This window comes from Devosia sp., assembly GCF_035944845.1.
GTDB lineage: Bacteria > Pseudomonadota > Alphaproteobacteria > Rhizobiales > Devosiaceae > Devosia_A.
The window spans coordinates 15,347-41,683 of record NZ_DASZAW010000065.1; the positions used below are offsets into that span (position 1 = coordinate 15,347).

At 63.2% G+C, this 26,337-nt stretch carries 31 protein-coding genes; 8 read left to right on the top strand and 23 right to left on the bottom strand.

From position 1 onward, the window contains the following. Window positions 1-3 precede the first annotated feature (3 nt). Window positions 4-1,125: an Hsp70 family protein gene (locus VGV07_RS11215; protein WP_326868777.1), complete on the top strand. Its 1,122-nt coding sequence runs from the start codon at window positions 4-6 to the stop codon at window positions 1,123-1,125. Window positions 1,126-1,250: 125 nt separating this feature from the next. Beyond that, a complete protein-coding gene (locus tag VGV07_RS11220; RefSeq protein ID WP_326868778.1) occupies window positions 1,251-1,397 on the top strand; it encodes a hypothetical protein in 147 nt (48 codons plus the stop codon). A gap of 4 nt (window positions 1,398-1,401) precedes the next feature. Here the strand turns inward: VGV07_RS11220 and VGV07_RS11225 are convergent, their stop codons facing one another. Further along, entirely contained in the window at window positions 1,402-2,052 is a 651-nt protein-coding gene (locus VGV07_RS11225) for a hypothetical protein (protein WP_326868779.1), read from the bottom strand. A gap of 43 nt (window positions 2,053-2,095) precedes the next feature. Here VGV07_RS11225 and VGV07_RS11230 point away from each other — a divergent pair, with 43 nt between their 5' ends. Both VGV07_RS11230 and VGV07_RS11235 read left to right on the top strand, forming a co-directional pair. Then, window positions 2,096-2,473, top strand: a complete 378-nt coding sequence (locus VGV07_RS11230) for a hypothetical protein (RefSeq protein WP_326868780.1) — start codon at window positions 2,096-2,098, stop codon at window positions 2,471-2,473. Window positions 2,474-3,185: 712 nt separating this feature from the next. Next, a complete protein-coding gene (locus tag VGV07_RS11235; protein WP_326868781.1) occupies window positions 3,186-4,043 on the top strand; it encodes a LysR family transcriptional regulator in 858 nt (285 codons plus the stop codon). Here VGV07_RS11235 and VGV07_RS11240 read toward each other — a convergent pair. The 7 genes from VGV07_RS11240 to ubiT form a co-directional block, all read right to left on the bottom strand. Continuing rightward, on the bottom strand, window positions 3,973-5,466 hold the full coding sequence (locus tag VGV07_RS11240; protein WP_326868782.1) for a nitronate monooxygenase: 1,494 nt from the start codon (window positions 5,464-5,466) through the stop codon (window positions 3,973-3,975). The two genes, VGV07_RS11235 and VGV07_RS11240, sit on opposite strands and share 71 nt — an antisense overlap. Next, window positions 5,447-5,839: a DUF488 domain-containing protein gene (locus VGV07_RS11245; protein WP_326868783.1), complete on the bottom strand. Its 393-nt coding sequence runs from the start codon at window positions 5,837-5,839 to the stop codon at window positions 5,447-5,449. Before VGV07_RS11245 ends, VGV07_RS11240 begins: the two co-directional genes overlap by 20 nt. Before the next feature lie 8 nt (window positions 5,840-5,847). Beyond that, on the bottom strand, window positions 5,848-6,492 hold the full coding sequence (locus VGV07_RS11250; protein ID WP_326868784.1) for a Tim44/TimA family putative adaptor protein: 645 nt from the start codon (window positions 6,490-6,492) through the stop codon (window positions 5,848-5,850). 42 nt (window positions 6,493-6,534) lie between these two features. Then, on the bottom strand, window positions 6,535-8,127 hold the full coding sequence (ctaD, locus tag VGV07_RS11255; RefSeq protein WP_326868785.1) for a cytochrome c oxidase subunit I: 1,593 nt from the start codon (window positions 8,125-8,127) through the stop codon (window positions 6,535-6,537). Between the two features lie 371 nt (window positions 8,128-8,498). After that, a complete protein-coding gene (gene ubiV, locus VGV07_RS11260; protein ID WP_326868786.1) occupies window positions 8,499-9,422 on the bottom strand; it encodes a ubiquinone anaerobic biosynthesis protein UbiV in 924 nt (307 codons plus the stop codon). 5 nt (window positions 9,423-9,427) lie between these two features. After that, window positions 9,428-10,411, bottom strand: coding sequence for a ubiquinone anaerobic biosynthesis protein UbiU (gene ubiU, locus VGV07_RS11265; RefSeq protein WP_326868787.1), 984 nt, complete (start codon window positions 10,409-10,411; stop codon window positions 9,428-9,430). After that, window positions 10,402-10,911 (bottom strand): ubiquinone anaerobic biosynthesis accessory factor UbiT, encoded by a 510-nt coding sequence (ubiT, locus tag VGV07_RS11270; protein WP_326868788.1) that lies wholly within the window; start codon window positions 10,909-10,911, stop codon window positions 10,402-10,404. The genes ubiU and ubiT overlap by 10 nt, the downstream gene beginning before the upstream one ends. Before the next feature lie 128 nt (window positions 10,912-11,039). On the opposite strand from ubiT, the gene VGV07_RS11275 reads away from it, so the two are divergent. Continuing rightward, window positions 11,040-12,542, top strand: a complete 1,503-nt coding sequence (locus VGV07_RS11275; RefSeq protein WP_326868789.1) for a UbiD family decarboxylase — start codon at window positions 11,040-11,042, stop codon at window positions 12,540-12,542. After that, window positions 12,539-13,114 carry a UbiX family flavin prenyltransferase gene (locus tag VGV07_RS11280; RefSeq protein ID WP_326868790.1) on the top strand — a complete coding sequence of 192 codons (576 nt, stop codon included), beginning with the start codon at window positions 12,539-12,541 and terminating at the stop codon, window positions 13,112-13,114. The genes VGV07_RS11275 and VGV07_RS11280 overlap by 4 nt, the downstream gene beginning before the upstream one ends. A 488-nt stretch (window positions 13,115-13,602) precedes the next feature. Here VGV07_RS11280 and VGV07_RS11285 read toward each other — a convergent pair whose 3' ends face one another. The 3 genes from VGV07_RS11285 to VGV07_RS11295 form a co-directional block, all read right to left on the bottom strand. After that, window positions 13,603-14,001, bottom strand: coding sequence for a hypothetical protein (locus VGV07_RS11285; RefSeq protein ID WP_326868791.1), 399 nt, complete (start codon window positions 13,999-14,001; stop codon window positions 13,603-13,605). Between the two features lie 63 nt (window positions 14,002-14,064). Next, entirely contained in the window at window positions 14,065-14,454 is a 390-nt protein-coding gene (locus VGV07_RS11290; protein WP_326868792.1) for a DUF983 domain-containing protein, read from the bottom strand. A 178-nt stretch (window positions 14,455-14,632) separates the two neighbouring features. After that, a complete protein-coding gene (locus tag VGV07_RS11295) occupies window positions 14,633-14,878 on the bottom strand; it encodes an ArsR/SmtB family transcription factor (protein WP_414649938.1) in 246 nt (81 codons plus the stop codon). Window positions 14,879-15,100: 222 nt separating this feature from the next. On the opposite strand from VGV07_RS11295, the gene VGV07_RS27405 reads away from it, so the two are divergent. Further along, window positions 15,101-15,676, top strand: coding sequence for a TSUP family transporter (locus tag VGV07_RS27405; RefSeq protein WP_414649939.1), 576 nt, complete (start codon window positions 15,101-15,103; stop codon window positions 15,674-15,676). Window positions 15,677-15,765: 89 nt separating this feature from the next. Then, a complete protein-coding gene (gene hemN, locus VGV07_RS11305; RefSeq protein ID WP_326868794.1) occupies window positions 15,766-17,115 on the top strand; it encodes an oxygen-independent coproporphyrinogen III oxidase in 1,350 nt (449 codons plus the stop codon). A gap of 166 nt (window positions 17,116-17,281) precedes the next feature. On the opposite strand, the gene ccoS is transcribed toward hemN, so the two are convergent. The 12 genes from ccoS to VGV07_RS11365 all read right to left on the bottom strand — a co-directional run bounded on the left by ccoS (window position 17,282) and on the right by VGV07_RS11365 (window position 26,326). After that, window positions 17,282-17,443: a cbb3-type cytochrome oxidase assembly protein CcoS gene (gene ccoS / locus VGV07_RS11310; protein WP_326868795.1), complete on the bottom strand. Its 162-nt coding sequence runs from the start codon at window positions 17,441-17,443 to the stop codon at window positions 17,282-17,284. Further along, window positions 17,440-19,656 (bottom strand): heavy metal translocating P-type ATPase, encoded by a 2,217-nt coding sequence (locus VGV07_RS11315; RefSeq protein WP_326868796.1) that lies wholly within the window; start codon window positions 19,654-19,656, stop codon window positions 17,440-17,442. Before VGV07_RS11315 ends, ccoS begins: the two co-directional genes overlap by 4 nt. A gap of 30 nt (window positions 19,657-19,686) precedes the next feature. Next, window positions 19,687-20,469, bottom strand: a complete 783-nt coding sequence (locus VGV07_RS11320; RefSeq protein WP_326868797.1) for a DUF2189 domain-containing protein — start codon at window positions 20,467-20,469, stop codon at window positions 19,687-19,689. A 15-nt stretch (window positions 20,470-20,484) separates the two neighbouring features. After that, window positions 20,485-20,703, bottom strand: coding sequence for a hypothetical protein (locus VGV07_RS11325; RefSeq protein WP_326868798.1), 219 nt, complete (start codon window positions 20,701-20,703; stop codon window positions 20,485-20,487). Then, window positions 20,700-21,563 (bottom strand): cytochrome-c oxidase, cbb3-type subunit III, encoded by an 864-nt coding sequence (ccoP, locus tag VGV07_RS11330; protein WP_326868799.1) that lies wholly within the window; start codon window positions 21,561-21,563, stop codon window positions 20,700-20,702. Before ccoP ends, VGV07_RS11325 begins: the two co-directional genes overlap by 4 nt. Then, on the bottom strand, window positions 21,554-21,727 hold the full coding sequence (locus VGV07_RS11335) for a cbb3-type cytochrome c oxidase subunit 3 (RefSeq protein WP_326868800.1): 174 nt from the start codon (window positions 21,725-21,727) through the stop codon (window positions 21,554-21,556). Before VGV07_RS11335 ends, ccoP begins: the two co-directional genes overlap by 10 nt. A gap of 7 nt (window positions 21,728-21,734) precedes the next feature. Next, window positions 21,735-22,463, bottom strand: a complete 729-nt coding sequence (gene ccoO / locus VGV07_RS11340) for a cytochrome-c oxidase, cbb3-type subunit II (RefSeq protein WP_326868801.1) — start codon at window positions 22,461-22,463, stop codon at window positions 21,735-21,737. Between the two features lie 5 nt (window positions 22,464-22,468). Next, window positions 22,469-24,115, bottom strand: a complete 1,647-nt coding sequence (gene ccoN, locus VGV07_RS11345) for a cytochrome-c oxidase, cbb3-type subunit I (protein WP_326868802.1) — start codon at window positions 24,113-24,115, stop codon at window positions 22,469-22,471. 215 nt (window positions 24,116-24,330) lie between these two features. Continuing rightward, entirely contained in the window at window positions 24,331-24,792 is a 462-nt protein-coding gene (locus tag VGV07_RS11350; RefSeq protein ID WP_326868803.1) for an Rrf2 family transcriptional regulator, read from the bottom strand. A gap of 213 nt (window positions 24,793-25,005) precedes the next feature. Beyond that, complete coding sequence (locus tag VGV07_RS11355; protein WP_326868804.1) at window positions 25,006-25,452, bottom strand: pseudoazurin; 447 nt, start codon at window positions 25,450-25,452, stop codon at window positions 25,006-25,008. An 87-nt stretch (window positions 25,453-25,539) separates the two neighbouring features. Then, window positions 25,540-25,968, bottom strand: a complete 429-nt coding sequence (locus VGV07_RS11360) for a hemerythrin domain-containing protein (RefSeq protein ID WP_326868805.1) — start codon at window positions 25,966-25,968, stop codon at window positions 25,540-25,542. A gap of 106 nt (window positions 25,969-26,074) precedes the next feature. Then, the gene (locus VGV07_RS11365; protein WP_326868806.1) at window positions 26,075-26,326 is read right to left on the bottom strand and encodes a DUF2249 domain-containing protein; all 252 of its coding nucleotides are present in this window, start codon (window positions 26,324-26,326) and stop codon (window positions 26,075-26,077) included. Between the last annotated feature and the right edge of the window lie 11 nt (window positions 26,327-26,337).

The following is a 26,337-nucleotide window of genomic DNA, read 5'->3' on the forward strand; positions in this document are numbered from 1 at the left end:
CGCATGGGCGCGGTAGTGGGCATCGACCTTCGAACGACGTTTTCTGCGGTAGCTCAGTTGGACGAGACCGGACGACCGATGATTGTAAGGACTGCAGATGGCAGTAATATCACGCCGTCGGTGGTGGCATTTTCCGGCGCCTCGGTGCTCGTTGGTGCCGAAGCGCGCCGAACCATTTTCCTAGACCCCAATACGTTCGGCCGCTTCAAGCGGGATATGGGGACCGCCACGAAGTTCGATGTTGGCGGCACGGTTCACACACCTACGTCCCTTAGTGCGCTGGTCCTCAAAAAGCTCGTTTCCGAAGCAGAGCGCCAGATAGGCTCCATTTCCGAGGCCGTGATTACGATTCCCGCGAACTTCGCAAATGAAGCGAGGGAAGCGACACTTGAGGCCGCTAGGATGGCGGGGATCAATGTTAAGCACATCATAAACGAGCCAACGGCCGCGGCGCTATACTATGCCCAATTTTCTGGAAAGGAGTTGGCAGGTACATTTGCCATCTACGATCTCGGAGGCGGCACTTTTGATGTTTCGATTGTTCGCGTGACGGGAAACGATGTGGAGGTCCTGAGTACAGAGGGTGTCAGCAAGTTGGGCGGAGACGATTTCGACGCCAAGCTTCATCAACTCATCGCTGCAAAGTACAAAGCGGCGACGGGGTTCGACCTGGACGCCACCGAGTACACAAGGGCCGACGCCGAGACTGACAAAAAGTCCCTCAGCCAACGCGAAACGGTGCTGGTGAGGGCGACGGGTGGCGGTGGACGGCAGCAGATTGAGGTCCGACGTCGGGAATTCGAGGACGCAATCTCGACGTACCTAGCTCAGGCAGAAATGCTCTGTGAGGCAGCAATCGCAGGCGCGGGCGTCTCGCTTGATGACATTCAGGCCATTATTTTGGTGGGCGGTAGTACGCGTGTCCCTGCCGTACAGCAGAGCGTCGCGAAGGCATTCAACAAGCCGCCTACCACGTTCGCCAACCCAGATGAGGTAGTTGCGCTGGGGGCTTCGCTCTATGCCGCTCTCAAGACGACGTCGAGCAACCTGAATGTCATTTTATGCCCAGAGGGACATTTTCCTTCGAGACGCTTCAACTTCGCGATGTTGCGTCTCTGGACATAGTCACGGAGGACAACAAGGCGTCGATCGCCGGTAAGCTAGGCTGGGGAGCGGCGGGCCTCGTTGTGCTCGGCCCGTTGGGTTTGCTCGCAGGGGTCCTGGGTGGTGGTAATAAGCGAGATCGCATCATGGCGATCTCAACGCGAGACGGTCGCAAGGCGCTGATCAAGGGGCATGTGAAGGAGGCTGAGATGCTGATGGCTGCCGCCTTCCAGAACCAGATGGGCGTCACAAAAGTGATCGATGCACAAAAGAGAGAGGCGATCGGCCGCTAGGCTGTCAGAACGGCAGTCGGTCGATGTTCCCTCGAATAAACGTCATCAGCGCGATGGCGTCCGACAATCCCGCCAAGCCGGCCTCATTGTCTCGCGAATAGTCATATGGCCACTCGACGTAACGAACCACGACCTTGGTTCCCTTGGACAAGGCGCCAACGATCGAACCGGAAGCGCATCCCTCCCGATCTGTGGTCACCGCCCCTTGCCCGTCCACGCGTATGGCTCCCGTCCTTCCTGGGAAGTCATGGCCAATGATGCAGACGCTCGTAGGGCTCGCGCTAGTGCCATACCAAATCAGGAGCCGAGCATCGTGCGAGGTAATCTCGCAGTTTCTCTTGTCCGTAATCTTGTCCTTGGTACAACCGATACTCCAGCCGCTGGCTACCGAGGGGCCCGGAACATCAATGCCGCCGCTTCCATCGCCGAAGATGTCGTAGTTATACCCTCCTGGCGACTTCCCCTCCCTCTTTGGGCCGGTGGAGTACTTGCCTATCGAGGCGCCTGGTACAATTCGCTCCCCCGGCTGCCATCCGTCACTGACCACTACCCCGCTCAACTTGGCGAGATCCACCTGTCGCCCGAATTGAGCCGTCGACGCGCAGGCCGCCAACAGCAGCGGCGCAACAAGACCAAATAACCACGCCAGCTTCATCACGCCCCCTAGTTGCGGGGACGGTATGCCATAGGGGCCTCAATTGGAAGATATCGCCCTGCTAGGCCTCGGCGTCACAAATGAGCCGGTGGTCAAGGCGACGAAGGACCTCAAAGCCTTTGACCAGCAGGCCGACGAGATCGAGAAGTTGCCGGACAAAGGGCTGGAAGGCACCGCTGCTCTTCTGGCGAGGGATATGGGCTGCTCGGCGCACCCGCTTGATCCGAATGCCTCGATGTGGACGATCTGGACCGGTCCGCAACGTTGTCGGAGCGCACGAGGGCGCATCGACGAGATGGGCTCGGCGCCATCGCCCTGCTTGGTTCGCCTTCGCGCTGCGGGCATCAGCCTGCCAAACGGGGGTCAGGGGTTCTCACGGCGATCCGAGGTGGCTGCAGCGTCCCTTGAAGTACCGAGGTGAAGCAGAAGCTCTGTTGGAACTGAGCGGGCCAAAACGACAACGGCCCCGAGAGGGCCGCTGCAAAGTCACTCGAGAAGCGATCTGCGATCGGGGATGACATCATGCGCATCGGCAGGTGCTCGCCGAAAGCGCGAGGGGTCAGGGCGCCACTGGCCGATAGGTCAACCGTATCGCGGAAATGGCCATCTCAGAATCAGGGCTGTTGCACGCGCTTTTGCGCCCGGAATCGCGCTCTGGTGAGACGGTTGCAGACGCCAAAATCGAGGCTAAGGCATTGATATTACGTATGGACCCGTCGCAGCTAGGGAACTAGTCCAAAGCAGCAGACTGCGTGGCGGTGGATGTAGTCAGCTGCGAAACGGTCTGAGCCGATCGGCCGGTATTCTGCGCCGCCGTCACGAAGCTGCAAGCCATTGAAACGAAGAGGTGTTTTGTTTGGCGATGCGGGAGCAATCTCTATGGCCGCACCTCAGCTAGGCGAGCTTCAGAATCGTCCAGGTGTCACTGCCGCAGGTGTTTGATGGGTTGGTGTGAGAGGTGACTTGGGCGGAGAGTGAGGTCCTCGTCGGCACGGCCCATCACGACACAGTTGGAAACCGCCGGGAAATGCTCGAATTCGTCCTGTATGTTGACAGCCGAAATCATAGCAGTCAGTTGAATGGCATTGCGTGATAGCCACAAAAGGAATGATCTACGTACCATGGACATCGCCTTGGCCAAGACGTTCCTTGAGATCGCTGAGACCGGCAGTTTTGTTGCTGCTGCGGGACGTTTGAACGTAACACAAACCGCCGTCAGCGCGCGCGTCCATGCGCTTGAAGAGCAACTGGGGCGGAGGCTTTTCGTCCGCAACAAGTCCGGCGCCCGCCTGACTCCCGCCGGCGAGCGCTTCGTACGACATGCCCGGACCCTGGTGCAGGTTTGGGATCGCGCGCGCCAACAAGTCGGTCTGCCGCAGGGTCGGGTCGATATCGCCAGCGTCGGCGCCGAGATCAGTCTTTGGAACCCGATCCTGGCGGATTGGCTGGTGTGGATGAGGCACGAGGCGCCGGACATTGCGTTGCGAGCGGAGGTGGACACACCATCGCGGTTGCTCGAGGCGGTGCACAACGGCGCCCTCGACCTCGCGGTACTCTATGAGCCGCCGCCGCAAGGCGGAAACACCGTCGTCGAGCTGCTGACCGAGGAGAAGCTGGTCATGGTGACGTCGTCACCGGACGGGCGCCGAGGGGGGGCTGAGGACTATGTCCAGGTGGACTGGGGACCATCGTTCCAGGCCAGTCATCAGGCGGCATTTCCGGAGATTGCCAGCCCGGGCGTGATGATCTCGCATGGCCCGCTGGCGCTGCTCTACCTGACCCGGGTCGGCGGATCTGGCTACCTCCGGCTCAGCGTCGTGCAGCCACACCTCGATGCGGGAACCCTACGCCGCGTAGCTGACGCGCCAGAGTTCTCCTATTCGGTGCATATGATCTACTCGAGTCGCACCGAACCGGGACTTATCGGCCGGATGCGGCGTGGTTTTCGATCGGCCGCGTCGCCTGCGACGCACCACCGCGCCTCTTTCTGATCTCCACCAGTCGCTCTGCTTCGATGCGTGCCGTCATCTGCGCCAGTTGATCGCGGACTCCCCCCTCGGCGATCCTTGGGATGATTGCGCCGAGCCGCCCCAGGATCGAGGCGAAGAGCAGCGAGATATCCACCGTCGACAAGCGGAGCTGCGGAATGACGGCCGAAGGCCGGGGAAGGCCACTGCTCAGCGAGCTGGCAAGCAGCCGTAGCCGCAGCGCCCAGCCGGCGACCTGCATCGCGCTCGGCGCGAACGGAGGGATCGATGTGGCACGCACGGGCGGGGGAAGTAGCGCGACCCGCAGGGCGGTCTGCATGTCACCAGCCAGCATCCAGAGATCGACCGATAGCTGCTCATCGTCGAGCAACCCCATATACACTCCCGACATCTCGTGGGCGTAGCAGGCGGGCGAGCTGGGCTCCGGTATCTCGGTCCTATCGGGCGAGATGGCGATCAGGTCCTCGGCCTCAGTGACGATGGCCCGCAGCCGATCTCCCGCCGGAATTATCGCCGTGATACTTCCGACTCCAGTGCCAGCGTACAGCGCCATCGACTCGAAATCGCCGGTCATCGAGCGCAGGGGCGAGTCGGTGCTGAACAGGTAGATCGGGCGTTTGCCCTCAGCCCCGATGACGACGCTTGCCGCAGTGTGGGGGTCGCCGCGGGCACCGCTGGTGGTGGCGCTTCGCAGCACCCGGACCGGTGCTCCGGGCGGCCAGTTGATGTGAAAGCTGCTGGTCAGCAGCGTGTCGCTCGCTTCGGCCGCCTGCAGGCGCTGCTTGTGGTAGCCATGCGCGAAGGACTCGTCGGTGGCGATCATCGCCGTGCCCAGCACAACACCTTGGGCGCCGAGCGCCATTGCGGACACCAGGTCGCTGCCGCTGGCGATACCACCGGCCGCGAGTACTGGGACATGAACGGCGCTGGCGACCTCGGGGAGCAACTCGCGCAGCGGTCGCACGCCGCGGACGTGACCACCAGCCTCGCGGCCCTGAGCGATGATGATGTCGACCCCGGCTCGTTCCGCTGCGATCGCCTCATCGACCGAGCCGACCTGGTGCACCACCAGTATCCCGGCGTCGCGAAGGCGCGCGGTCAGCCATTCATCCAGGTCCCAGAACGTTCCAACCACGGGTACCCCGAGCCGGATACAGGTCGTGACCTGGTGCTCAAGCAGGACCGGGTCGGTTGCGGCAGGGATGATGTTCACGCCGAAGCGCCGGTGACCGAGATCACGCAGGCGTTCGATCTCGCGAACGATCAGTTCGGGCGGCTCGCGCACCATGCCGAGAAAGCCGAAGCCACCGGCCTCGGTGACCGCAGCAACCAGTTCAGATCGAGAGACGCCGCCCATGCCGGCGAGCACCACCGGCACCGTGCAGCCCAGCAACGCGCAAAGCGGGCTATTTCGAAGGTTTGGCATGGCCGGCTTCCGTGTCGGCCTCGAGATACTCTGCAAGCACCCGGGCGTGGTTGTGGACAGGATCGTGGGCGGCATAGATCAGCGTCAGCGGGCCGGCCGCGGCGAGGTCGCGAAGCTGGGCCACCGCCGCGGCGTTGCGCTCGAGTTCGTCACGGTAGCGGCGACGGAAGTCGACCCAGCGCACCGGATCGTGGCCGAACCACTTTCGCAGGAGCGGAGTGGGTGCGACGTCCTTGAGCCACAACGCGATGTGGGCCTCTGCCTTGCTGACGCCTCTCGGCCATAGCCGATCGACCAGCACCCGGGTGCCGTCGCCATTGCCGACCGGCTCGTAGATGCGCTTGATTGGGAAGTGGAGCCCTGTCGATGGCATCTGATGGCTCACTCGTCTGTGTCGGTGGCGGTCAGTTGCCAGGCGGGAGTCGCCGACCGGAGCTCGCGCTCGAAGGTCCAGATCTCCGCGATATCGACGACCCGACCGGGATCTCCCGCCACCACCCTGGCGTCGCAGTCGCGGGTCACCGACACCATCTCACCGACGAATCGGACATCGATCGAGGCCCGGCCGCCCGCGAGTTCGGCGTTGACAATGTCACAAGCGCGAAGGCCGATGAAGGTCAGTTCGATCGTCTCGTCGCGCGCCTGCCGCTCGGCGATGGCTTCTGCGAAGGCGTCGCGAACGCCGTCCGAGAGCAGGTAGCCATACGGCGCGAGATCGCCGCTGGCGAAGGCACCGACGATCACTTCGTAGCTGAGCCTGGCGCCGGCGAGGAACGTGTCAATGCTGCGATAGCCGCAAGCCGAACAGATACGGTTCAGGACCCTGTCGAGCGGCAGCGCCGCTTCCTGCGTTTCGGCGCTCGGCGTGATCCATCCCACGCCACCAAGGTTGGCCGACAGCAAGGGTTGCAGCGCTGGCTCGTCGTGCCGTTCGGATGGCGGCGGCTGCGCGGCGAAGTAGATGCCCCACGAGGCGATCACGGCCACGATCATCAACAGGTAGTCGAACAGTCCGAACTCGTTCATTTCCGATCTCCTTCGGTTCGGCGGCGAGGCCGCGTCAGGCGGCTACTCGATGCGCACGAGGGTATTGAACTGGTGGGTCGGTGGAGGCGACGACAGCGTCCACTCGAGCGTTGTGGCGCCTTCACCCCAGGGATTGCCCAGGGCAGGGCGTTTCCGCACAAAGGCCTCGGCTACTGTAACGAGGAACAGCAGGACGCCGGCGGTGGAGATGTAGGCGCCGATCGAGGACACCAGGTTCCAGAACGCGAAGGCATCGGGGTAGTCGACATAGCGCCGGGGCATGCCGGCGAGGCCGAGGAAGTGCTGCGGGAAGAACACGATGTTCACCCCGACGAACATCAGCCAGAAATGCCATTTGGCGAGCCTCTCGCTGTAGAGATAGCCGCTCATCTTCGGGAACCAGTAGTAGAAGCCGGCGAAGATCGCGAAGGCCGAGCCCAGCGACAGCACATAGTGGAAATGCGCGATGACGTAGTAGGTATCGTGCAGCGAGTGGTCGACGCCGGCGCTGGCGAGGACAACGCCCGTCACGCCACCGACCGTGAACAGCAGGATAAAGCCCATCGCCCAGAGCATCGGCGCCCTGAATGTCACCGAGCCGCCCCACATCGTGGCGATCCATGAGAACACCTTCACGCCGGTAGGAACGGCGATGACCATCGAGGCGGTCATGAAGTAGGCCTGGACGTCCTTCGACAGACCGGAGGTGAACATGTGGTGGGCCCACACCACGAAGCCGATCAGCCCGATCGCCAGCATGGCGTAGACCATGGCGAGATAGCCGAAGATCGGCTTCCGCGAGAAGGTCGCGATGACATGACTGACGATGCCGAAGGCGGGCAGGATCATGATGTAGACTTCGGGATGACCGAAGAACCAGAACAGGTGCTGGTAGAGCACCGGATCGCCCCCGCCTTCCGGCGCGAAGAACGTGGTGCCGAAGTTGCGGTCGGTGAGCAGCATGGTGATCGCCCCCGCCAGCACCGGCAGCGACAGCAGCAGCATGAAGGCGGTGACCAGCATGGCCCAGGCGAACAGCGGCATCTTGTGCAGCGTCATCCCTGGCGCACGCATGTTGAAGATCGTGGTGATGAAGTTGATGGCACCGAGGATCGAGGAAGCGCCGGACAGGTGGATCGACAGAATGACGAAATCGACGGCTGGGCCGGGCTGGCCCGTGGTCGAAAGCGGCGGGTAGAGCGTCCAGCCGCCGCTATGGCCGGTGGAGCCGGGCGGTCCTTCCATGAACAACGAAATCAGGAACAGCGCGAACGCGGCGACCAGCAGCCAGAACGAGATATTGTTGAGCCGTGGGAAAGCCATATCCGGTGCGCCGATCAGGATTGGCACGAACCAGTTGCCGAAGCCGCCGATGAGGGCGGGCATCAGCACGAAGAAGATCATCACCAGCCCATGGGCCGAAACGACTGCGTTGTAGAGGTCGGTGTTGTGGAACAGCTGCAGTCCGGGCTGCTGCAGTTCGATGCGCATCAGCAGCGACAGCGCGGTTCCGAACAGCCCTGCAACAATCGAGAAGATCAGGTAGAGGGTGCCGATGTCCTTGTGATTGGTGGAAAACAGCCAGCGCCGCACGAACGCCGGGGGAGGCGTGGTTCCAAGCGCTGCGATATCCATTTGGCTCTCCGGAACAGCTTCTTCGCCGAGGCGCTGGTCCGCTCTGCAGGCGTCTGCGGGAGAGGGCGGAGCGTCTCTACGCTCTGGAGCAGCCTATGAGTAGATAAAAATACAGACAACCGAATTTAATGATCGGTTGAATACAAAATAATTGTAGTAAAGGGATGGGCTGTCCTATGCTTCGGCTTCTCACGGCTCCGGCGGCTGGCCTGGTCATACAGCTCCTCGGTCCGATCACGTGCCTCGCAGGCAAACGCCACCTGAATGTGCTATTCTCGTCCTCTAGGCAGCAGATCGTGACGTTCATCTTCGATGGCCGCTGTGTGGTCAGTCCACCGTCGCAGAGCGACCACGACGGCGGAGGAGGCTCGTCAGGCGGGAGCGCTCGCGAGCGACCGAACCAACTGGTGCCCGGGAACATCATGGATGAAACCGTTCGAAAACGTCGCGCCTGGGTAGCAGGCCTCAAGGCGGCTGGCTCCCTCGTCAAGCTCCAGCTTTTCGTCACAGACGTCGCGGAACACCCGCGTGACCCCGACCATGTCGCAGACCTGAGGTGATAGCCGCAAGGAACGCACGCCGGCAGACTTCAGCCTCGGGACGTCGGTCAATAGCGATTGGCAGGTGCTGGACATGGTCTGCACGCCGTTGAGGGCGAGGAAGGGCTGATTGTCGAGTGTATCGACTTCCAGGCCATCGGGGTCCTCGCCGCAGACGAAGTGACAGTTGTCCTTGGTCAACCCCTTGAGCCGTGCATGCGCGCAGCGCGCGGAGATGGCGAGTGGCACCCGCCCAAATGCGAAGATCTCGAAAGCAAGTTCAGGCGCGCCGGCAACGATGGCCCGAATGGACGCGGCCGGGAGTTCGGGGGGTAGACAGATTGAGGTTGCGCCACCCTTGGCGAGCACGCGCGCTGTCGCCGCGTTGTAGACATTGAGCATCGGGCCGATGGTGTGGGGGCGGCCACGCATGGCGCCGTGCGCCGCCATTTCGCCGGCCTCCGTCTGGAAGTCGTTCTGCGCTGCCAGCCGCCGTATGGTCTTCATCTCCCGTTCGAGCGTGGCAAGTGCCAGCGAGGCGAGGCGGACATCCTTGCCAGCGGAGGTCAGCCGGTCAGTGACCTCCCAAAGGGTGTCGGCATGAAAATGATCCCGCTTGGAACAGACCACCTCACCCAGCACGACGGTGTCGACGGCTGCTTCGTCAGCGATCCGGAAGTAGAAATCTCGCCACCTAGTGTCGTCCCATAGATAGAGCAGGGGTCCGAGTGTCAGGCCCAGACGGGAATGCGGCATGCCAGTCATCTCCAGCGTTTGTCGTATGAGCCTTCAGTGGTTTTCTGGCCCTCGCTCAGCCTACGCAGTGCACTGCCGTCCCGGGGCGATGGATCGGCAGCCTCAACTGCGACGAGGCGCTTTCGGATTTCCTTCACCACTTGCGAGATATAGGCGCGCCCCCTCTGCCGCCCTTCAATCTTGAGCGCCGAGACACCAGCCGCACGCAGCGCGTCAAGTTGTGAGAGGATATCAAGGCTGACGGGGTCTTCGAAGATGTAGCCGGTCGTATCGTCTGCGGTGAAGCGGCCCTTACAGAGCGTCGGATAGCCAGTGGGCTCGGATTTTGGAAAACGGTTGATGGTGAAGGCACCCAGCTCGGACACCATCTCGTCGGCGTCCTGGCGGTAGCGGACATGGCTGGCGGGGGAGCATACGCCATGCATGTTGGGTGATTTTCCCGTCGCATAGGACGAAAGCGAGCAGCGGCCCTCCTCCATCACGCATAATCCGCCGTAGACAAACACTTCCGTTTCGCACGCGACCTTGCCCGAGATCGCCGCGACCTCGGCAACAGTCAGCACGCGCGGCAGCACCACCCGACGGATCCCAAACGCTTCGATAAGGAAGTTGATGTGGTCGGCGTTGGCGGCTCCGGCCTGCACTGAAAGGTGGCGTCGCAGTTGCGTGTGCCTCTCAGCCGCGTAGGCGAGCAGCCCAAGGTCGGCAACGATGATGGCATCGGCACCAAGGTCCGCTGCATCGTCCACGGCCCTGTACCACAGGGCCTCGTTGCCTGCGCGCATGAATGTATTGATGGCTACGAGCGTCTTGACGCCGCTGTCCTTGGCATGGAGCGCACACTCCGCCAGTTCATTGCGGTTGAAATTCAGGCCAGGAAAGTTGCGGGCGTTGGTTTCGTCTCTGAACCCGCAATAGACCGAGTCGGCACCAGATTCGACAGCATCCCGGAAGGCGGCCGGCGTCCCGGCAGGGCAGATCAGTTCCATTGTTGGACACCCCTGGAGAGAAGGAAGGTTCGGAGCGCCTGCAGACCTGCCTCGACAGGTTTGCGGAAAGGCCCAGTGTCGGGCGCCAAGTCTGTCGGCAGATCGATCCGGCAGTCGTCCATGGCGTTTCGGAGCGCAATAATCGCCTCCATATCGCCATCGATCGAAAGGTCACGCGCAAAGAACTCGGCATCACCATCCAGGCGGCCTTCTGCGAGGGCGAGCAAAGTAACGATGGGACCCGAAATGCCGACATCGGCGCGAACAGTTCGCCCTGATCTCAGGACCGTGACTGTCCCGCCGCGGGGTGCGATCACGAAAGTGAGTGGAAGATCGGTTGGCGTGAAGGCGAAGGATTTCGCCGTATGCTCGCCGAGGCGGTCGAAGAGCTTTGGATGCCTGGCGAGGACCCGGGCAAGCGCCGCATTGGTCACAGCCTGAACGAGTCCAAGCGGGATGGGTCGGCCCAGATACCGTGCACCCGCCGGAAGCTTCATCATTCCACCGTCTCCCGATTTGGTATGGCCGGCAGGTTAGGACGCCCGACCGTGCCGGAACTTGTCCCAAGACAAAGACCGCCCGGATTGTGAGGCGCATTGGCGAGAGCATCCTTCCTGGGCGCGGCATGATGAAAACGGCTTCCGACCTGCAGAGCTTCCTCGACAGACTCGAACATCGTGGGCTGCTGCGCCGTATCACCGCGCCGATCTCCATTGTTCATGAGATCACCGAAGTCCATCGGCGCGTGCTGGCGCTTGGCGGTCCGGCGCTGCTGTTCGAGAACGCCGTGGCGGCGGACGGCAAGCCAGCGGAAATGCCGGTCGTCGTCAACTTGTTCGGCACCAAGGAGCGTATCGCTCTGGGGCTTGGCCTGGAGCCGGCGGAACTCCCCCAACTGGGTGAGACGCTGGCCTTCCTCCGGCAGCCGGAAGGGCCGACGACGATGCGGGCGGCATTGGCGAAGCTGCCGGTCGTCAGGGCGGCACTGTCGATGGGGACGCACATCGTGGTCCGCCCACCAGTGCAGCAGAGGGTCCGGCAGGGTGAGCAGATAGATCTGGGGCGCCTCCCGGTACAGTGGTGCTGGCCTGGCGAGCCGGCACCACTGATCACTTGGCCACTGGTCATCACCCGGTCGCCGGACGACCCAGCCGACATCAATGTCGGCATATATCGCATGCAGGTGCTGGGCAGGGACCAACTGCTCGTCCGCTGGCTGTCGAACCGCGGTGGCGCCCGGCACCACCGCCTCTGGGCGGCCAAAGGTCTCGACATGCCGATTGCCGTCGCCATCGGCGCCGATCCGGCGACTATCCTGGCAGCTGTCATGCCGCTGCCCGACGGCATGAGCGAACTGGCCTTCGGCGGCGTGCTGAGAGGAAGCAAGACCCGTGTCGCAACAGGGATTTCGGTGGACCTGCCGGTTCCTGCCGATGCGGAAATCGTGCTGGAAGGTGCGGTCTCGCGTACCGACACGGAGGCGGAGGGGCCCTATGGAGACCACACCGGTTACTACAATTCGGTCGAGCCCTTCCCGGTGGTGCGGCTGAGCGCGATCACCAGCCGGGAGCGGCCGGTCTATCTCTCCACCTTCACCGGTCGACCACCCGACGAACCCTCGGTCCTTGCCGAAACCATGACCGAGCTGTTTCTCCCCATCGTGCGACGGCAGTTTCCCGAGATTCGTGACCTCTGGCTGCCGCCGGCGGCGTGCTCGTACCGCGCCATGGTGGTTTCGATCGACAAGCGCTACCCCGGTCAGGCGCGCCGGGTGATGATGGGGCTGTGGTCGGTGCTCCCGCAATTCACCTACACCAAGCTGATAGTCGTGGTGGATCCCGACATCGATGTCCGCAACTGGTCCGACGTCGTCTGGGCCATCTCGACGCGCTTCGACGCATCGAGGGATGTAGTCAGTATTGTCGATACGCCAATCGACTACCTCGATTTCGCTTCGCCCCGCCCTGGCCTAGGTGGCAAGATCGGCTTGGATGCAACCAACAAGATTGGTCCTGAAACCGACCGTGAGTGGGGCAGGGTCCTCACCATGTCTCCTGACATCGTCCAGCGGATCGATGCGCTCTGGAACGAACTGGGCCTTGGCGAGCCGCCGCAAGAGGGCAGGTCATGACGCAGCGCGTTGTTGTCGGCATTTCGGGCGCCTCTGGAGCGGCTATCGGTCTCAGGATACTCGAGCGGCTCGCGGCGCTTGATACGGTTGAGACACACCTGGTCATCTCTGATGCCGCCGAGAAGACGTTGTTGCACGAGGTGGGACCTCACGCCTTAGCCCGGGCTTGGGAACTAGCCGATGTTCGACATGACAGCACCGCTATCGGCAGCACGATTGCCAGTGGCTCGTTTCGGACCGCCGGCATGATCGTCGCGCCCTGTTCGATGCGGACGCTCTCGGCGATCGCCTCGAGCCTGTCTGACAACTTGCTGGTTCGGGCCGCTGACGTTCATCTCAAGGAGCGGCGCCGGCTGGTCCTGCTCACGCGGGAAAGCCCGCTCCACCTCGGTCATCTCAGGTCCATGCTGCAGGCTACCGAGATGGGAGCCGTCGTAGCGCCTCCGGTGCCGGCCTTTTATCTACTGCCGCAGTCTATTGCCGAAATGGTGGACGCTATCGCCGCCCGGGCTATTGATCTGCTCGGCATCGATTGCGAACCACATGTCGATAGGTGGGTGGGCCTAAAGTAGTCGGTGCAACATTCGCCGCATTAATGCCGTGCCGTCGAATCCTCTTGGGCTTGCCGGTCGCTGCACATCAAGCGCCCCAACCAATCGTAGCAGCTGTCGGTGGCTGGGTCTGAGGTCCACACCGGGCCCCAAATAGACTGGATATTCACCCGAGCGACTTGGGATAGGTTGGGGCTAGCTGTCCTCTAGCGTGCTTCTTCGGTCACCGTCCTGCCAAGGGCATGCTCGACCGGCCAACGTCATCTCGATCTCGCCTTGCGAGTATCGAGTCGGGGACGAGGCCGAGTTCGACCATGTTGAGGCCGAGTGCGGCCTGCGGCGGGGCACTCCGGGGCCAGAGCGGATGATGAGTGAGCACTTGTCAGTCACTCGGATGAACGCGAAATCATTGCCCACCCGATGCGACGTCGGCTTGCGCTGAAACAAACAATGCGCTGACACGCGCATGTTGTCACAGCTATTCCCGCGGCGGAGCGCCGCAGCCCTGGCTAGAACCTGTTCATCAGCGTACCGGCGCTCAGTCGAGAGTAAACCCTCTCAAGCTGGTCCTGGCGCGCCTGACCCTCACTTGTGGCCACCGCCCGGACGGTGCTCGCGAGCATCTCCGTGACTTCGGTTATGGCGGCCGCGCTCTGCAGCGGGAACGCGACCATCGCGCACTCCAGCATGATCTCCGCCAACGCATCGATCTCGGCCGGACCGAGAAGCTGCACCGCGCGCTCAAGAAAAACCGGATCCACATCCGGTTGCTCGTCGAGGAACAGCGTGGCGGACATGAAGGCTTCCGCGCTCTGTTCCGCCTCGAGCCAACGATTGCCGACCAGCCGAGTCATGGCCGGACGGACCCTTGCATCAGCTCGTACTCGTTCGCTGAAATCGGCGAGCATGGCACGGAACTCCGAGGCCTCGATGTAGACAGAGGGAGCGGACGGCGGGAAGGGCATGAAAATCTATCGCCCCTGTTCGTCGCTGAGCTGCCGTGCCCACAAGATTCCGATGATGGCTCCTTTCACGGGGCGGAGCATCGCCAGTGGCACCATGATGGACAGCGGGATGAGCACCGACAGGTAGACGAGCGGATTTGCCCGGCCCGACACTTCCATCGCCAGCATGACCAGAATGAGGACGTGGGCAACAATCATGATGACGATGAAGGGTAGCAACAGGCCGGCGTTGTATTGTCCCAGAGGCTCTCCGCAGGCGGCGCAGCGGTCGGCTTGCTCAATGAACCGGACAAAGAGCTTTGCTTTGCCACAATTGGGGCAACGACAAACGAGGCCCCTTCGTATGGCGGGCCAAATACGATGTGCGTCTGCCCGTTCCAGGCCGGTTTTCGCCATTATGTGCAGCCTTGTTCGTGGGGTAGCGGCAGGCAACGATGTAGATCGAGGCGACCCTGCCATTCGGCAGGAGTAGCAACGTTGTCCCATCGCAAACAAGAATGTGGAACCTGCCACAGGTGCGCAGCAGCACGTCGGTCGAATTCGGAGCCGCATGAGCGGGCTGAAAGCCGGTTCACTAGGATCGGGGCGTGCAGTAGATGCCGTGCAGGGTGGTAAGTACCTTCTCAAATTCGGCGGAGGCCGACCGATAGTGGATCGACTGACCGTCCCGCCTCGCCGCTACCAGTCGCAGCGCCCTCAGCTTTGAGAGGTGCTGCGATAGCAGCGACTGGGCGAGGCCGACCTTTTCCGAAAGCTCGCCCACGCTCAGTTCCCGGCCAAGCAAATGACAGAGGATCAGCAGCCGCTTGGGATTGGCCATGGCACCGAGCAGTTCGGCTGCTTCATCGGCGCGTGGTCGAGCTCTCTGATATTCATATTTAAGTATTAGAATATTCGAATATGTATGTCGACCAAGCGCTGCAGCCGCCGCTGCCGGCGCCTTTCGGGCGTGCTGGTCGGCTCCACCCTTGCCGTGCCGCTAATGGTCTAGCTGGTTGGCGTTCCGAGCCCTCACATCGCCATCGGTACCAGTGCCCTGGCTGTGGCGGCGAACGCGGCTGCCAACCTTGTCACCCACGCGTGGCGAAGCAATGTCCTCTGGCGCTGTCCGGGGATCTATTCTGCCGCTGGCATCGGTGGCGCCTTTTTCGGTTCCTCCATCGGAAAGGTGATCGACGGTCAGAGACTGCTGTTCTTCTTCGCGCTGCTGATGCTGGTTTGTCGGTACTCTGATGCTCTGGAAGCGGAATACGGTATCAAATCCTGCCGTTGCCTGCACCATCGACAACACCCCCAAGACCATCGGCTTCGGCATGGCTACGGGAGCATTGTCGGGGTTCTTCGACATTGGCGGGGCTTCCTGATCGTCCCCGGTCTCATGGCCGCGACGGGCATGCCGATATTGGGCGTGGTCGGCTCGTCACTCGTTGCCGTCACCACTTTCGGTCTCACCACCGGAACTACGCATGGTCGGGCTTGGTCGATGGCCGCCGTCTTCGTGGTCGGCGGCGCGTATCGCGGGTCGAATGGCGGGACGGCGGGGACTGCTGAGCATCGCCTTCGCGACGATGGTCTTTATCTTCGCGATTTATGTGGCCGCGAGGTCTGCACTGGCTAACCCAGAGCATCCGAGTGCGCGGTTAGTTGATCCCTGTCAAGGACGGGGCTCGCGTTGCCTGCGAAGAGCCATCATCTGGAGACCGATCGATGAAATCTGACCTTGTCGCCCGCTACGCCAAACCGGTGCCCCGCTACACCAGCTACCCCACCGCACCGCAGTTCCGCCCCGAGGTCGGTGCCGACGTCTACGGGCACTGGCTGGACGCGGTGCCGGACGCCGCGGGGATTTCGCTCTACCTGCATATCCCGTTCTGTGACCGGCTGTGCTGGTTCTGTGGATGCCACACCAAGCAGGTTCTGCGCTATGCCCCCATCGCGGCGTACCTGGCTTCGATCCGCATGGAGATCGAGACCGTCGCAAGCCGCCTCCAAGGTCGCGGCACGGTAAGCGCGATTCACCTGGGCGGTGGTTCGCCCTCCATGCTCCTGCCTGCCGACCTGGTGGATCTGGGGCGGCTGTTGCGGTCGCGGTTTGCGGTGTCCTCCGCGGCAGAGATCAGCATCGAGCTTGATCCGAACGACATGGACGAGGCCCGCTACGATGGTCTGGCAGAGTTCGGGATTACCCGGGTCAGCCTGGGGGTGCAGGACTTTGACCCGAGGGTGCAGGCGGCGATCAACCGGATCCAGACGCTTGAGCAGACCGCCGCGGTCGTCGACGCCGTTCGGTTGCGAGGGGTGCGGTCGCTCAATCTCGATGTCCTCTACGGGTTGCCGTATCAGTCGATCGACAGCGTCGAAACGACGGTCCGGCAGGCCCTCGAACTGTCGCCGGATCGCCTCGCGATCTTCGGCTACGCCCACGTGCCATGGATGAAGACCCATCAGAAGATGATTGACGAGACGGCGCTGCCAGGGACGCAAAGCCGCTTCGAACAGGCTCGGGCGGCCGCCGCCAGCATATTGGCATCAGGATACGACGCCATCGGTATCGATCATTTCGCCAAGCCGGAAGACGCCCTTGCCGTCGCGGCACGGGCCGGGCGCCTGCGCCGCAATTTCCAGGGCTACACCACCGACGATGCGGCGACGCTGATCGGACTTGGCGCCTCGGCGATCGGCCAGCTCCCGCAGGGATACGTGCAGAATCGGGTGCCCACCGGCGAGTACCGCAAGCTGGTCGATGCCGGCATGCTGGCGACGGCGCGCGGCATACGGTTCTCGGAGGAGGATCGTGCGCGAGGCTACCTGATCGAGCGGCTGATGTGCGACTTCGCGGTCCGCAAGAGCGACCTGCAGCAGCGTTTTCCCAGCCAAGCCGCCACCCTCGTCAGGGCGATGGAGACGGCGGTCATTCTTGATGCTGACGGCGCTATCGAGTTCGTGGGAGACGTGTTCGCGCTGACGCCATCCGGCCGCCCCTTCGTGCGGTCGGTGGCGGCAGCGTTCGATGCCTATCTGGAGCTTGGCGGCGGGCATTATTCCGCCGCGGTGTGACCAACCTGGTCTACTGATCAGCAGCGCTGCTGATCGGCCGACGCCGGGATCTTCAGCGGTTCCATCTCCGCGAGTACGCCACCGCGCTGCCACTCCCGCTCCCAATCGTACGCTCGATGAGTTCTCGGGTATCCTGAGCACTGAGCGGTATAGAACGAACTGAACCTTATCGTGGCTTATCGAGCGGTTCGTCGTCGTCGTAGAGGATGCGCTCGGCAGCCCCGTCGAGATCGTCGTATTGGCCGTCGCGCAATGTCCACATGAAGATCGCGAGTCCAGCCAGTCCAAGCAGCACAGAGAACGGCACTAACCACATGAAGCTGCTCATGCGGATGGTCCCTCGGGCGCAGCGGCGGGAAATGTTACGCGCTGACCAAAGGTCCGCTCCGTTCCCAACCGCAAGGCATTGGCCACCACGACAACCGAGGACAGCGACATGGCAATGGCAGCGACAAAGGGCGTCGCGTGGCCGAGCACCGCCAGCGGTACCGCGCTCACGTTGTAGAGCAGCGCCAGAGCCAGATTCTGTCTGACCAGACTGTCGGCACGGCGGGCCAGGGCAATGGTCTGAGGCACCGCCATCAGGGTCTCGCGCAGGAAGACGAAGCCGGCGGCATTCCGCCCGACATCGGCGGCATTGGCTGGCGCCATCGAGACCCGAGCCGCCGCGAGCGCCGGCGCATCGTTCAGTCCATCGCCGACCATCAGCACCTTGCGGCCACTTTCGGCCAGTGCGGCAAGGCGCTTGACCTTGCCACCCGGTCGCACGCCGGCCGACATCGTGGTGATGCCCAATTGCTGTGCCAGCGCCGACACGGCCTCGGGGCAATCGCCGGATAGGATCTCGAGTGCCAGTCCCTGGTCGCGCAGCGTGGCGATGGCTTCGAGTGCTCCCGGTCGCAACTGATCGGTGAAGGAAAATCGCGCCAGGAGAGCGCCGTCACGCGCCAACACGGTGCCGGTGATGTCACCGGGCACGGCGAGGGCCCAGTCAGCCCGTCCCAGTCGCCATGTTGCGCCGTCGCTGGTCGCCTCGACACCGCAGCCCGGCTGCTCGGTAACATGATCGAAGGTCGGGCCGCTGATCGTGCCCGGTGCGGCGGCAGCGATCGCCAGCGCATGCGGGTGCCGGGAAAACGCGGCGAGTGCGCCGGCCGCCGACAGGAGGTAGGGCGCGATGTCCGAAGTGTTGGCGAGCTCGGGCTGGCCCAGCGTCAGCGTGCCGGTCTTGTCGAACACCACGGTGTCGATTGGCGCCAGCCGCTCCAGTGCCCCGCCGTCCTTGACCATGACGCCGCGCTCGAACAGGCGCCGGGCGGCCACGACCTGCACCATCGGCACCGCCAGGCCCAATGCGCACGGGCAGGTAATGATCAGTACAGCGATCGCGATGGTCAACGCGCGGTGGATATCGCCGGTGTGCACCATCCAGCCGACAAAGCTCGCAAGGGCAGCCAGATGCACCACCGGCGAGTAGAACTCGGCCACGCGATCGGCCAACCGGCGGAAGCTGCCGCGCCCGCTCTCGGCGACTTCCATCAGCCGTACTGTCTGCGCCAGGAACGAGTCGCGCTCTGCTGCAAGCGCGCTGACCGTGAGCGGTGCGGTAAGGTTGAGCGTCCCCGCCTCGAGCCGCGTTCCTGGTTCTGCCAACCGCGGGGCAGCTTCGCCATTGACCAGCGAGCGATCAAGGTCGGAGCGCCCGGAAAGCACCAAAGCGTCGACCGGGATGCGCTCGCCGGCAGCGATCAGCAACGTCATGCCGGGCAGGATGTCGGCCAGTGCTAGGTATTCTCGGCTGCCGTCGTCGCGCAGTACCAGCGCGCCGCGAGATGCAAGGCGCGCCAGCCCCCGCACCGCGGTTCTGGCGCGTTCGCGCATCACGTGATCCAGCGTACGCCCGATCAGCAGGAAGAAGATCAGCGTGGCAGTGGCGTCGTAATAGGCGTGGGCGCCGTGGTTGATCGTATCGTAGAGGCTTAGAGCGAAGGCGAGCAGCACGCCGATCGAGATCGGCACGTCCATGTTGGTATGTCCGTGCCGCAGGGCGTTCCAGGCGGGACCGTAGAATATCCGCCCCGAATAGAGCAGCACGGGAAGCGTGAGGGCAGCGCAGATCCAGTGCAGGATGTCGCGCGTCGTCCCGTCGGCGCCGGACCAGACTGAGCCCGCCAGCATCATGACGTTCATCGAGCAGAAGGCAGCAACCGCCAGCGCCTTGATGAGTCTCGCAAGTGCCGGATCGCCACGATCGTCGGAAAACTCGTGAAGGTTGGGAGGGTAGCCCAGCTCCCGCAGGGCCTCGACGATCGGTGGAACAGCCATCTGCGCCCGCCAGCGCACTGCCAATCGCCGCGTCGAGAGGTTGACGCGGGCGGCCTCGACGCCGGGAAGGACGCCAAGCGCTTTCTCGATACGACGAACGCAGCCGCCGCAATGTACGCTGGGGACAGCAAAGTCGGATTGCCGGATGTCACCGCCCAGATCGACGCTGGCCAGTCGCACTTCGTCGCTGGAGGGACCTCCTCGCTGATCGGCCATGGTTACTCCGGGGTCTTGGGAGACGCGTCGCTAGTCGCGCATCGCGGCGTAGACGTGCCAGCTCGCGTGCCCCAGCAGCGGAAAGATGACGATGAAGCCGACCATGCCCGTCGCCACCCCGACCAGGGTCAGCGTCAGGACGACTACACCCCAGGTGATCATCACCGGTAGGTTCTGCCAGACCGTTGCAATGGACAGGCCCATCGCGGTGAACGCGTCGACCTGGCGGTCGAGCAGCATGGGAACGGAGAGGACGCTGATCGCGAAGGACAGCGCAGCGAACAGGCCGCCGACGACCGTGCCCACCGCAAGCATGGTCAACCCGAGCGGCGTGGTGAACAGCATCGGCGCGATGTGCTCAAGCCCGGGGAACGGCCGGAAGCCGAAGAACAGGGCGTAGATCAGCACCGCCGCGCGCAGCCAGAGCAGCAGCAGCATGGTGAGTACGAGGCCGATGAACAGGATGTGCCCGGTTGTGCCGCGGCCCGGAAACAGCAGGCGCGCAAGACTGACCGGCTCGCCGGCGGCGAGCAGCCGGCTCTTCTCATAGAGGCCGCTGGCCAGCGCCGGTCCGACCACGAAGAACCCGGCGATCATGGGGAACAGGATGTAATCCCAGCCCAGATAGACCAGACCGGCAACCAGCGCGAGCGAGGCCACCGAGATCGCCAGGCCATAGGCCAGGCTGGGCAGGGGGGTGGTCCACAGATCGCGCCAGCCCTTGCCCAGCCAGGTCAGCGTCGCGGTCCACCGCAAGTGCCTGTTGCGGTCCACCGCCATCCGGGCGGGAGGGTTCGTTGCCTCGTCAACCATCCTAGTTCCTCCCATTCAGCACGCCGATTTTGCGGCACGGTAGGTGCCTTCGTGGCCGGGTGACTTTTCGTGCTCTACGCAATCAGGCTGGGACGCGAAGGCGACGTAGACCATGTGCGCGTTGGCCCCGAGCACGCCAATGACTCCGGCTGCCACCGCCAGCACGATCCAAAGCCGGCGCCGGGGTCGGCCAGGATGCATCGAAGTGTCGGTGGTCGCCGATGTGCGTGTCATGAACCGCTCCTGAGGTCGTCTACATAAACGGCCAGTAGCTTGAGGTCGGTCTCAGACAGCCGTCCCTCCCAGGTCGGCATGTGGCCCTGACGGCCATAGTACACCGATGTGAATACCGCCTCGGCGTCCCCACCATAGATCCAGAACGCGTCGGTCAGGTTGGGTGCACCGCTCTCCGTCATACCTTCGGCGGATGCCCCGTGGCAGCCGGTGCAGTTGTCGACAAAGATCTGCGCACCAGCGCCATCCGGGTCGGCGACGGTCGGGTCGCTGAGGCCGCGGACATAGGCAACGACGTGCTCGATATCGTCACGCTGCAGCATCTGATCGCGGCCGAAGGCGAGCATCTGTGCGTAGCGGGTATCCGGATGGGTCGAATTGATCCCAACCCGGAGGGTTTCAAGAATGGTTGCCGGATCGTCGCCCCACAGCATCGGCGCTTGGGCGATATTGGGATACCCGGTATTACCCCGGCCAAGCGCGCCGTGGCAGGCTGCGCAATTGTCGCCGAACAGCGACGCACCGGCTTCGCGGACGACGGTCATCAACGCCGCGTCGGCCTCGATTGCAGCAAAGTCCTCGCTCAATAGGCGTGCGCTCCAGTCAGCGCGCTCTGCCGTCGCGGCGGCGATGCTTGCCTCGACGGTGGTCTTCTGGTCAACGCCGAGCAGCCCCCTCGTGTAGTCCGTGACGATAGGCCAGGCCGGCATCAACGTGGTCCACAAGATCGCGAACAGGATGGTCGCGCCCAGGAAGAACAACACCGGCTTGGGGACAGGAGTGTCCAGTTCCTTGATACCGTTCCACTCATGGCCGGTTGTCAGCTTGCCGGTATGAGGGTCGCGCTCGCCTACTTCCATGGCCGGTCCTCGCTATCTTCGATCGCATTGCTCGCGGCCTTCCGGAAGGTGTCCCGGTTGGAGGGCCAGCACGCGTAGACCAGGACCCCGATCGACATGGCGATGAGGTAGAACAGCCCGAAGGATTTGGAAAACGCGACTACCGTGTCGTGGTCAAAGGGCATGATGTTGCTACTCCTCCGCCAGATCTGCGGTGTGGGCCACGTCGGTTAGTCCACCGAGAATCTGCAGGTAGGCCACCAGAGCGTCCATTTCGGTGACCCGCACGGCATCGCCATCGAACAGACGGACATTGGTGCCGGCGCCATAGCGCTCGGTCACGCCGCCGGCCTCACCACTGTCGGGATTGGCCTGCCCGAAGGCGTCGGCGCTGGCATTGGCGATCATCTCGTCGGTATAGGGCACGCCGACCGCCCGGAGCGCGGCAAGGTGCCCGCCCAGATCATCGACCTTGGCGGCGTCGCGCAGCAGCCAGCGATAGGCCGGCATCTTGGACTCCGGCACGACGTCGCGCGGGTTGTAGAGGTGCGTGACGTGCCAGGCGTCGGAATACTTGTTCCCGAGGCGGGCCAGGTCCGGTCCGGTTCGCTTGGAGCCCCACAGGTGCGGGTGATCGTACTGGCTCTCCACCGCCAGCGAGTAGGGGCCGTACCGCTCCACCTCGTCGCGCAGTGTCCGGATCATCTGGCTATGGCAGGCGTAGCAGCCCTCCCGGACATAGATGTTGCGCCCAGCGACCTCGAGCGGCGTGTAGACACGCATGTCGGACACGGTCTCGACGGTCTCGCCGATGGTGAACAGCGGTGCGATCTCGACGATGCCGCCGATCGAAGCCACCCCGATGATGCCGAGCACGAGGCCGATGGCGTTGCGTTCAATCTTGCGGTGCCAGCCCAGCATGCGACTTACTCCCCCGCCTGCAGGAGCGGACGTGCCGCTGGTGCGTCGTCGATGGAGTCGTCCGGCGCCGGTACGCGCATGCGCACCGTCATGAAGATGTTATAGGCGGCGCAGAGCGCCCCAAGCAGGAACAGCGTGCCGCCCAGGGCACGGGCAATGTAGTAGGGGTGCATGGCGACCAGGCTGTCGATGAAGGAGTAGGTGAGCGTGCCGCTCTCGTTGTAGGTGCGCCACATCAGGCCCTGGATGATGCCCGAGTTCCACATCGCGAAGACGTAGACAATTGTGCCGGACAGGGCGAGCCAGAAGTGCACCTCGACCAACCGCTTCGAGTAAAGCGCGGGCCGTTTCCATATCCACGGCACCAGTGCGTAGAGCGAGCCGAACGTGATCATCGCCACCCAGCCGAGCGCTCCGGCATGGACGTGTCCGACGGTCCAGTCCGTGTAGTGCGACAGGGCGTTGACCGGCCTGATGGCCATGAACGAGCCTTCGAAGGTGGTGAGGCCGTAGAAGATCGCTGCCAGCATCATGAAGCGCAGCACGGCGTCGTCGCGCACCTTGTGCCAGGCGCCGTTCAGCGTCAGCAGCGCGTTGGCGGCCGAGGCCCACGACGGCACCAGCAGCACCACGGAGAAGGCCATGCCCAATGTCTGTACCCAGTGCGGCAGCGCCGTGTAGTGCAGATGGTGCGAGCCGGCCCACATGTACATGAAGGTGATGCCCCAGAAGCTGATGATCGACAGCCGGTATGAGAAGATCGGCCGGCCGGCGCGCTTGGGCAGGTAATAGTACATCATGCCGAGGAAGCCGGCGGTGAGGAAGAAGGCGACGGCGTTGTGGCCGTACCACCATTGCGTCATCGCATCCTGAACGCCCGAGAACAGCGAGTAGCTCTTGGCGCCGAACACTGACGCCGGAACGGCCAGGTTGTTGACGATGTGCAGGATCGCCACCACCAGAATGAACGCCATGTAGTACCAGTTGGCGACGTAGATATGCGGTTCCTTGCGCCGCGCGAGCGTGCGCAGATAGATGGCGAAGTAGACCACCCAGACGATGACCAGCCAGATGTCGGCGTACCACTCGGGTTCGGCATACTCGCGGGACTGCGTCATCCCCATGAAATAGCCGGTGGCCGCCAGCACGCAGAACAGGTTGTAGCCTAACAGCACAAACCACGGGCTGAACTGGTCGGGCAACCGCGCCCGCGTCGTGCGCTGCAGCACGTGGAAGGATGTGGCGATCAACGCATTGCCGCCGAAGCCGAAGATGACGCCGCTGGTATGGACCGGGCGGATACGCCCGAAACTGGCCCAGCCGGCATCGAAGGTCAGCTCGGGCCAGGCCAGCAAGGCGGCCACCCAGACCCCGAACGCCATGCCAATCACACCCCAGATAAGGGTCAGGAAGACGCCGACCTTGGTCGGATCGTCGTAGTAGTGAGACAACCGCTCCTGGCTTGGCTCGGGCGTATCATAGCCACGTATCAGGGCAAACAGCACGGCGCCGGCGATCAGCAGCACGATCCAGCCGTGGGCCCCCATCAGGTCGTCCCGGCCACCGGCGGCCATGGCGAGCCCGAGGGCCACCAATGCGCCAGTGACGAGCATACCCAATACGCGCTCGTCTCGCGTCAACTGTGCGATCATTCCGGAACTGCCCCCTTGAAATGCAAGACTGCCTACCACCATCGTTGGTCGCGTCCTTGATCTAGATCAAGCAAATCGTCGCTCCTCGGTACGTTTTCCAATGACTTCAACGGCTTGCTCTGCATTTTTCTTTCGAAGATCTGTGTCGATGGTGCTCGCCCTCCTCGATCTCCCGGCGTCGACGCACTGGGCATTCAGCAGTCGCGCTTGGCTCGCTATGAGAGCACGGCATGTTGCGATCCTCCGGACAGGCCCAGCAAGGAGCGCATCGGCCCTGGCGTCGCCGTCAGATCAGCGAGGGTGTAGTCGTCCAGCACCGCCAGAAACGCCAGGCGCGCCCGATCGAGGGCGCCGCGGAGCTTGCACGCTCGGCGGAGCGGGCAGTCCTGGTTATCGGGATGGAAGCAGGGGGCGAGGTCCATGTCCGGTTCGGTAAACCGGATCAGTTCGCCAAGCCGGACCGCGTCGGCAGCCCGGGCCAGGCGCACGCCGCCGCCTCGACCCCTGACGGTATCCAGGTAGCCGGCCTGCCCCAACTGGTGGACAACCTTCATCAGGTGATTTCGCGATATTCTGTACGCGTCGGCCACCTCCGGAATGGTCGCCAAACCGGTGTCCTTGACCGCAAGATACATGAGCAACCGCAGCGCGTAGTCGCTATAGACGGTCAGACGCATGGTTCGTTCCTAAAAGCGGCGCTCGACATGTTGCTTCATCAGCCTGTCGCCGCCAACCGCGAATGGCAGGCGGACGCCACCGCTCGGGGTGGCGTCGCAAGCTGAAGGTGGTTTACCCTTGATACCACACGGGCTGCCGTCTGGCCGGCATTTCGTTGCGGCGTCGGGCGGATGGTTGGGGCAGGTCGACTAACGCGGCCTGCCCCTGCGCCGCTAACGCGGCGAGGTCTTGGCGAAGAGCTCGGCCATCCGCGCCTGAGCCTTGCCCGGCAGCTTTACGTTGAGCATGTCTGTCATGTTGTGACGGTCGTCGCCGACCTGAATCAGCCCGACCATGCCCATGTTCAGGTGCGGATTGCACTTGAAGCCGTAGAGCCCGGGAGCGGTCAGCGTCACGGTGAACTGCTCGTCGATCTTGCCCTTCCAAGTCTGAGCCTCGGCCGGGATCATGTCGAGGATGGTCTCGGCGTTGTGTCCCTTGTCGACCGGGATGAATGTAACCGTGTCGCCTGGCTCGACCTGCAGGAACGAGGGTGAGAACCCCATCGTCTTCCCATCGGTTCCCTTGTTCAGCATCAGGACCTCGAAGTCGGCGGCGGCGGCGGTGCCGGCCAAGCTCAATGCGCAAACGGTGACCACCGCCCTGATCAGTCTCTTCATCTGATTCTCCTATAAGATGTATTGAAGATACATCTTATAGGAGAAGTGCGGTGCTTCGGCAATCGCTCGTCGCCATTCCGGAGACGATCAGTGACTGAGGCCGGCAAGCTCCCGTTCAGTGCGGCAATGCCGCCGAAGGCCGTCGAAAAAGCCGCGCAGCATGTACCCGACCGCGTCAGGGGGAAGCACCGGTCGCCCCCGACCGAGAAGCAGCAGTTCGTACTGCACCTCCTCGGCGAAGCACTCATCTACAAAATGTTCCGAGCGTAGCTGGTCGACTATCGCGCTTCCGTCCTGCACGCGGGCGAGGATGCGTGGAAACAGGTCGACTTCCTCGGCGAGATGCGCCCGCCGTATGACCGGCAGGATCATCTCCGCGATGCGAAGACACTGCTGCTGATCAATGCCCGAGGGAAGGGAATCGGCAATCCCTTCCAGCAGATCGCATAGGTGCATTTGGCTTCGGAAGCTCTCCGCGAGCCCGTCGGATTCGAGTGGGGTGACCGAGTTCGACATGACCATCTCCAAACGCGTGCGGATACTGTAGCGGACGGAGTGCGACCGCCTTTGACCTGAATCAAGATGGTCTCGGTTATCTGGCGCGCGCCGGCCGGCCGGCCCTTCAGGCGACGAGTCGACTGATCCGGACCTGCCAGATTTCGGGGCCCTCCTTTTCGTAGGTCCATTCGAAGATCCCCGGGTACTCGGCATTGAACAGATAGAATAGCGGTCTCGGGTCGTGGTCGTTCACCAGCAGAAGCGAGTCGCCGCCGCCCAGTGTCTCGAAGGTCGTAAAGATCAGGGGATGACGCATCCGGGGGGCAATTGTCCGTACGTCGATGATCGTCTCGGGGGTCTGGCAGTCGTTGCACATCGTATCGAGCT

Bases quoted from the DNA above. Each gene is read 5' to 3' on its own strand.
- VGV07_RS11215 (WP_326868777.1), top strand. From the start codon at position 4: ATGGGCGCGGTAGTGGGCATCGACCTTCGAACGACGTTTTCTGCGGTA.
- VGV07_RS11220 (WP_326868778.1), top strand. From the start codon at position 1,251: ATGGCGATCTCAACGCGAGACGGTCGCAAGGCGCTGATCAAGGGGCAT.
- VGV07_RS11225 (WP_326868779.1), bottom strand. From the start codon at position 2,052: ATGAAGCTGGCGTGGTTATTTGGTCTTGTTGCGCCGCTGCTGTTGGCG.
- VGV07_RS11240 (WP_326868782.1), bottom strand. From the start codon at position 5,466: ATGCCAAACCTTCGAAATAGCCCGCTTTGCGCGTTGCTGGGCTGCACG.
- VGV07_RS11245 (WP_326868783.1), bottom strand. From the start codon at position 5,839: ATGCCATCGACAGGGCTCCACTTCCCAATCAAGCGCATCTACGAGCCG.
- VGV07_RS11250 (WP_326868784.1), bottom strand. From the start codon at position 6,492: ATGAACGAGTTCGGACTGTTCGACTACCTGTTGATGATCGTGGCCGTG.
- ctaD (WP_326868785.1), bottom strand. From the start codon at position 8,127: ATGGATATCGCAGCGCTTGGAACCACGCCTCCCCCGGCGTTCGTGCGG.
- ubiV (WP_326868786.1), bottom strand. From the start codon at position 9,422: ATGCCGCATTCCCGTCTGGGCCTGACACTCGGACCCCTGCTCTATCTA.
- ubiU (WP_326868787.1), bottom strand. From the start codon at position 10,411: ATGGAACTGATCTGCCCTGCCGGGACGCCGGCCGCCTTCCGGGATGCT.
- ubiT (WP_326868788.1), bottom strand. From the start codon at position 10,911: ATGATGAAGCTTCCGGCGGGTGCACGGTATCTGGGCCGACCCATCCCG.
- VGV07_RS11275 (WP_326868789.1), top strand. From the start codon at position 11,040: ATGAAAACGGCTTCCGACCTGCAGAGCTTCCTCGACAGACTCGAACAT.
- VGV07_RS11280 (WP_326868790.1), top strand. From the start codon at position 12,539: ATGACGCAGCGCGTTGTTGTCGGCATTTCGGGCGCCTCTGGAGCGGCT.
- VGV07_RS11285 (WP_326868791.1), bottom strand. From the start codon at position 14,001: ATGCTCGCCGATTTCAGCGAACGAGTACGAGCTGATGCAAGGGTCCGT.
- VGV07_RS11290 (WP_326868792.1), bottom strand. From the start codon at position 14,454: ATGGCGAAAACCGGCCTGGAACGGGCAGACGCACATCGTATTTGGCCC.
- VGV07_RS11295 (WP_414649938.1), bottom strand. From the start codon at position 14,878: ATGGCCAATCCCAAGCGGCTGCTGATCCTCTGTCATTTGCTTGGCCGG.
- hemN (WP_326868794.1), top strand. From the start codon at position 15,766: ATGAAATCTGACCTTGTCGCCCGCTACGCCAAACCGGTGCCCCGCTAC.
- ccoS (WP_326868795.1), bottom strand. From the start codon at position 17,443: ATGAGCAGCTTCATGTGGTTAGTGCCGTTCTCTGTGCTGCTTGGACTG.
- VGV07_RS11315 (WP_326868796.1), bottom strand. From the start codon at position 19,656: ATGGCCGATCAGCGAGGAGGTCCCTCCAGCGACGAAGTGCGACTGGCC.
- VGV07_RS11320 (WP_326868797.1), bottom strand. From the start codon at position 20,469: ATGGTTGACGAGGCAACGAACCCTCCCGCCCGGATGGCGGTGGACCGC.
- VGV07_RS11325 (WP_326868798.1), bottom strand. From the start codon at position 20,703: ATGACACGCACATCGGCGACCACCGACACTTCGATGCATCCTGGCCGA.
- ccoP (WP_326868799.1), bottom strand. From the start codon at position 21,563: ATGGAAGTAGGCGAGCGCGACCCTCATACCGGCAAGCTGACAACCGGC.
- VGV07_RS11335 (WP_326868800.1), bottom strand. From the start codon at position 21,727: ATGCCCTTTGACCACGACACGGTAGTCGCGTTTTCCAAATCCTTCGGG.
- ccoO (WP_326868801.1), bottom strand. From the start codon at position 22,463: ATGCTGGGCTGGCACCGCAAGATTGAACGCAACGCCATCGGCCTCGTG.
- ccoN (WP_326868802.1), bottom strand. From the start codon at position 24,115: ATGATCGCACAGTTGACGCGAGACGAGCGCGTATTGGGTATGCTCGTC.
- VGV07_RS11350 (WP_326868803.1), bottom strand. From the start codon at position 24,792: ATGCGTCTGACCGTCTATAGCGACTACGCGCTGCGGTTGCTCATGTAT.
- VGV07_RS11355 (WP_326868804.1), bottom strand. From the start codon at position 25,452: ATGAAGAGACTGATCAGGGCGGTGGTCACCGTTTGCGCATTGAGCTTG.
- VGV07_RS11360 (WP_326868805.1), bottom strand. From the start codon at position 25,968: ATGTCGAACTCGGTCACCCCACTCGAATCCGACGGGCTCGCGGAGAGC.
- VGV07_RS11365 (WP_326868806.1), bottom strand. From the start codon at position 26,326: ATGTGCAACGACTGCCAGACCCCCGAGACGATCATCGACGTACGGACA.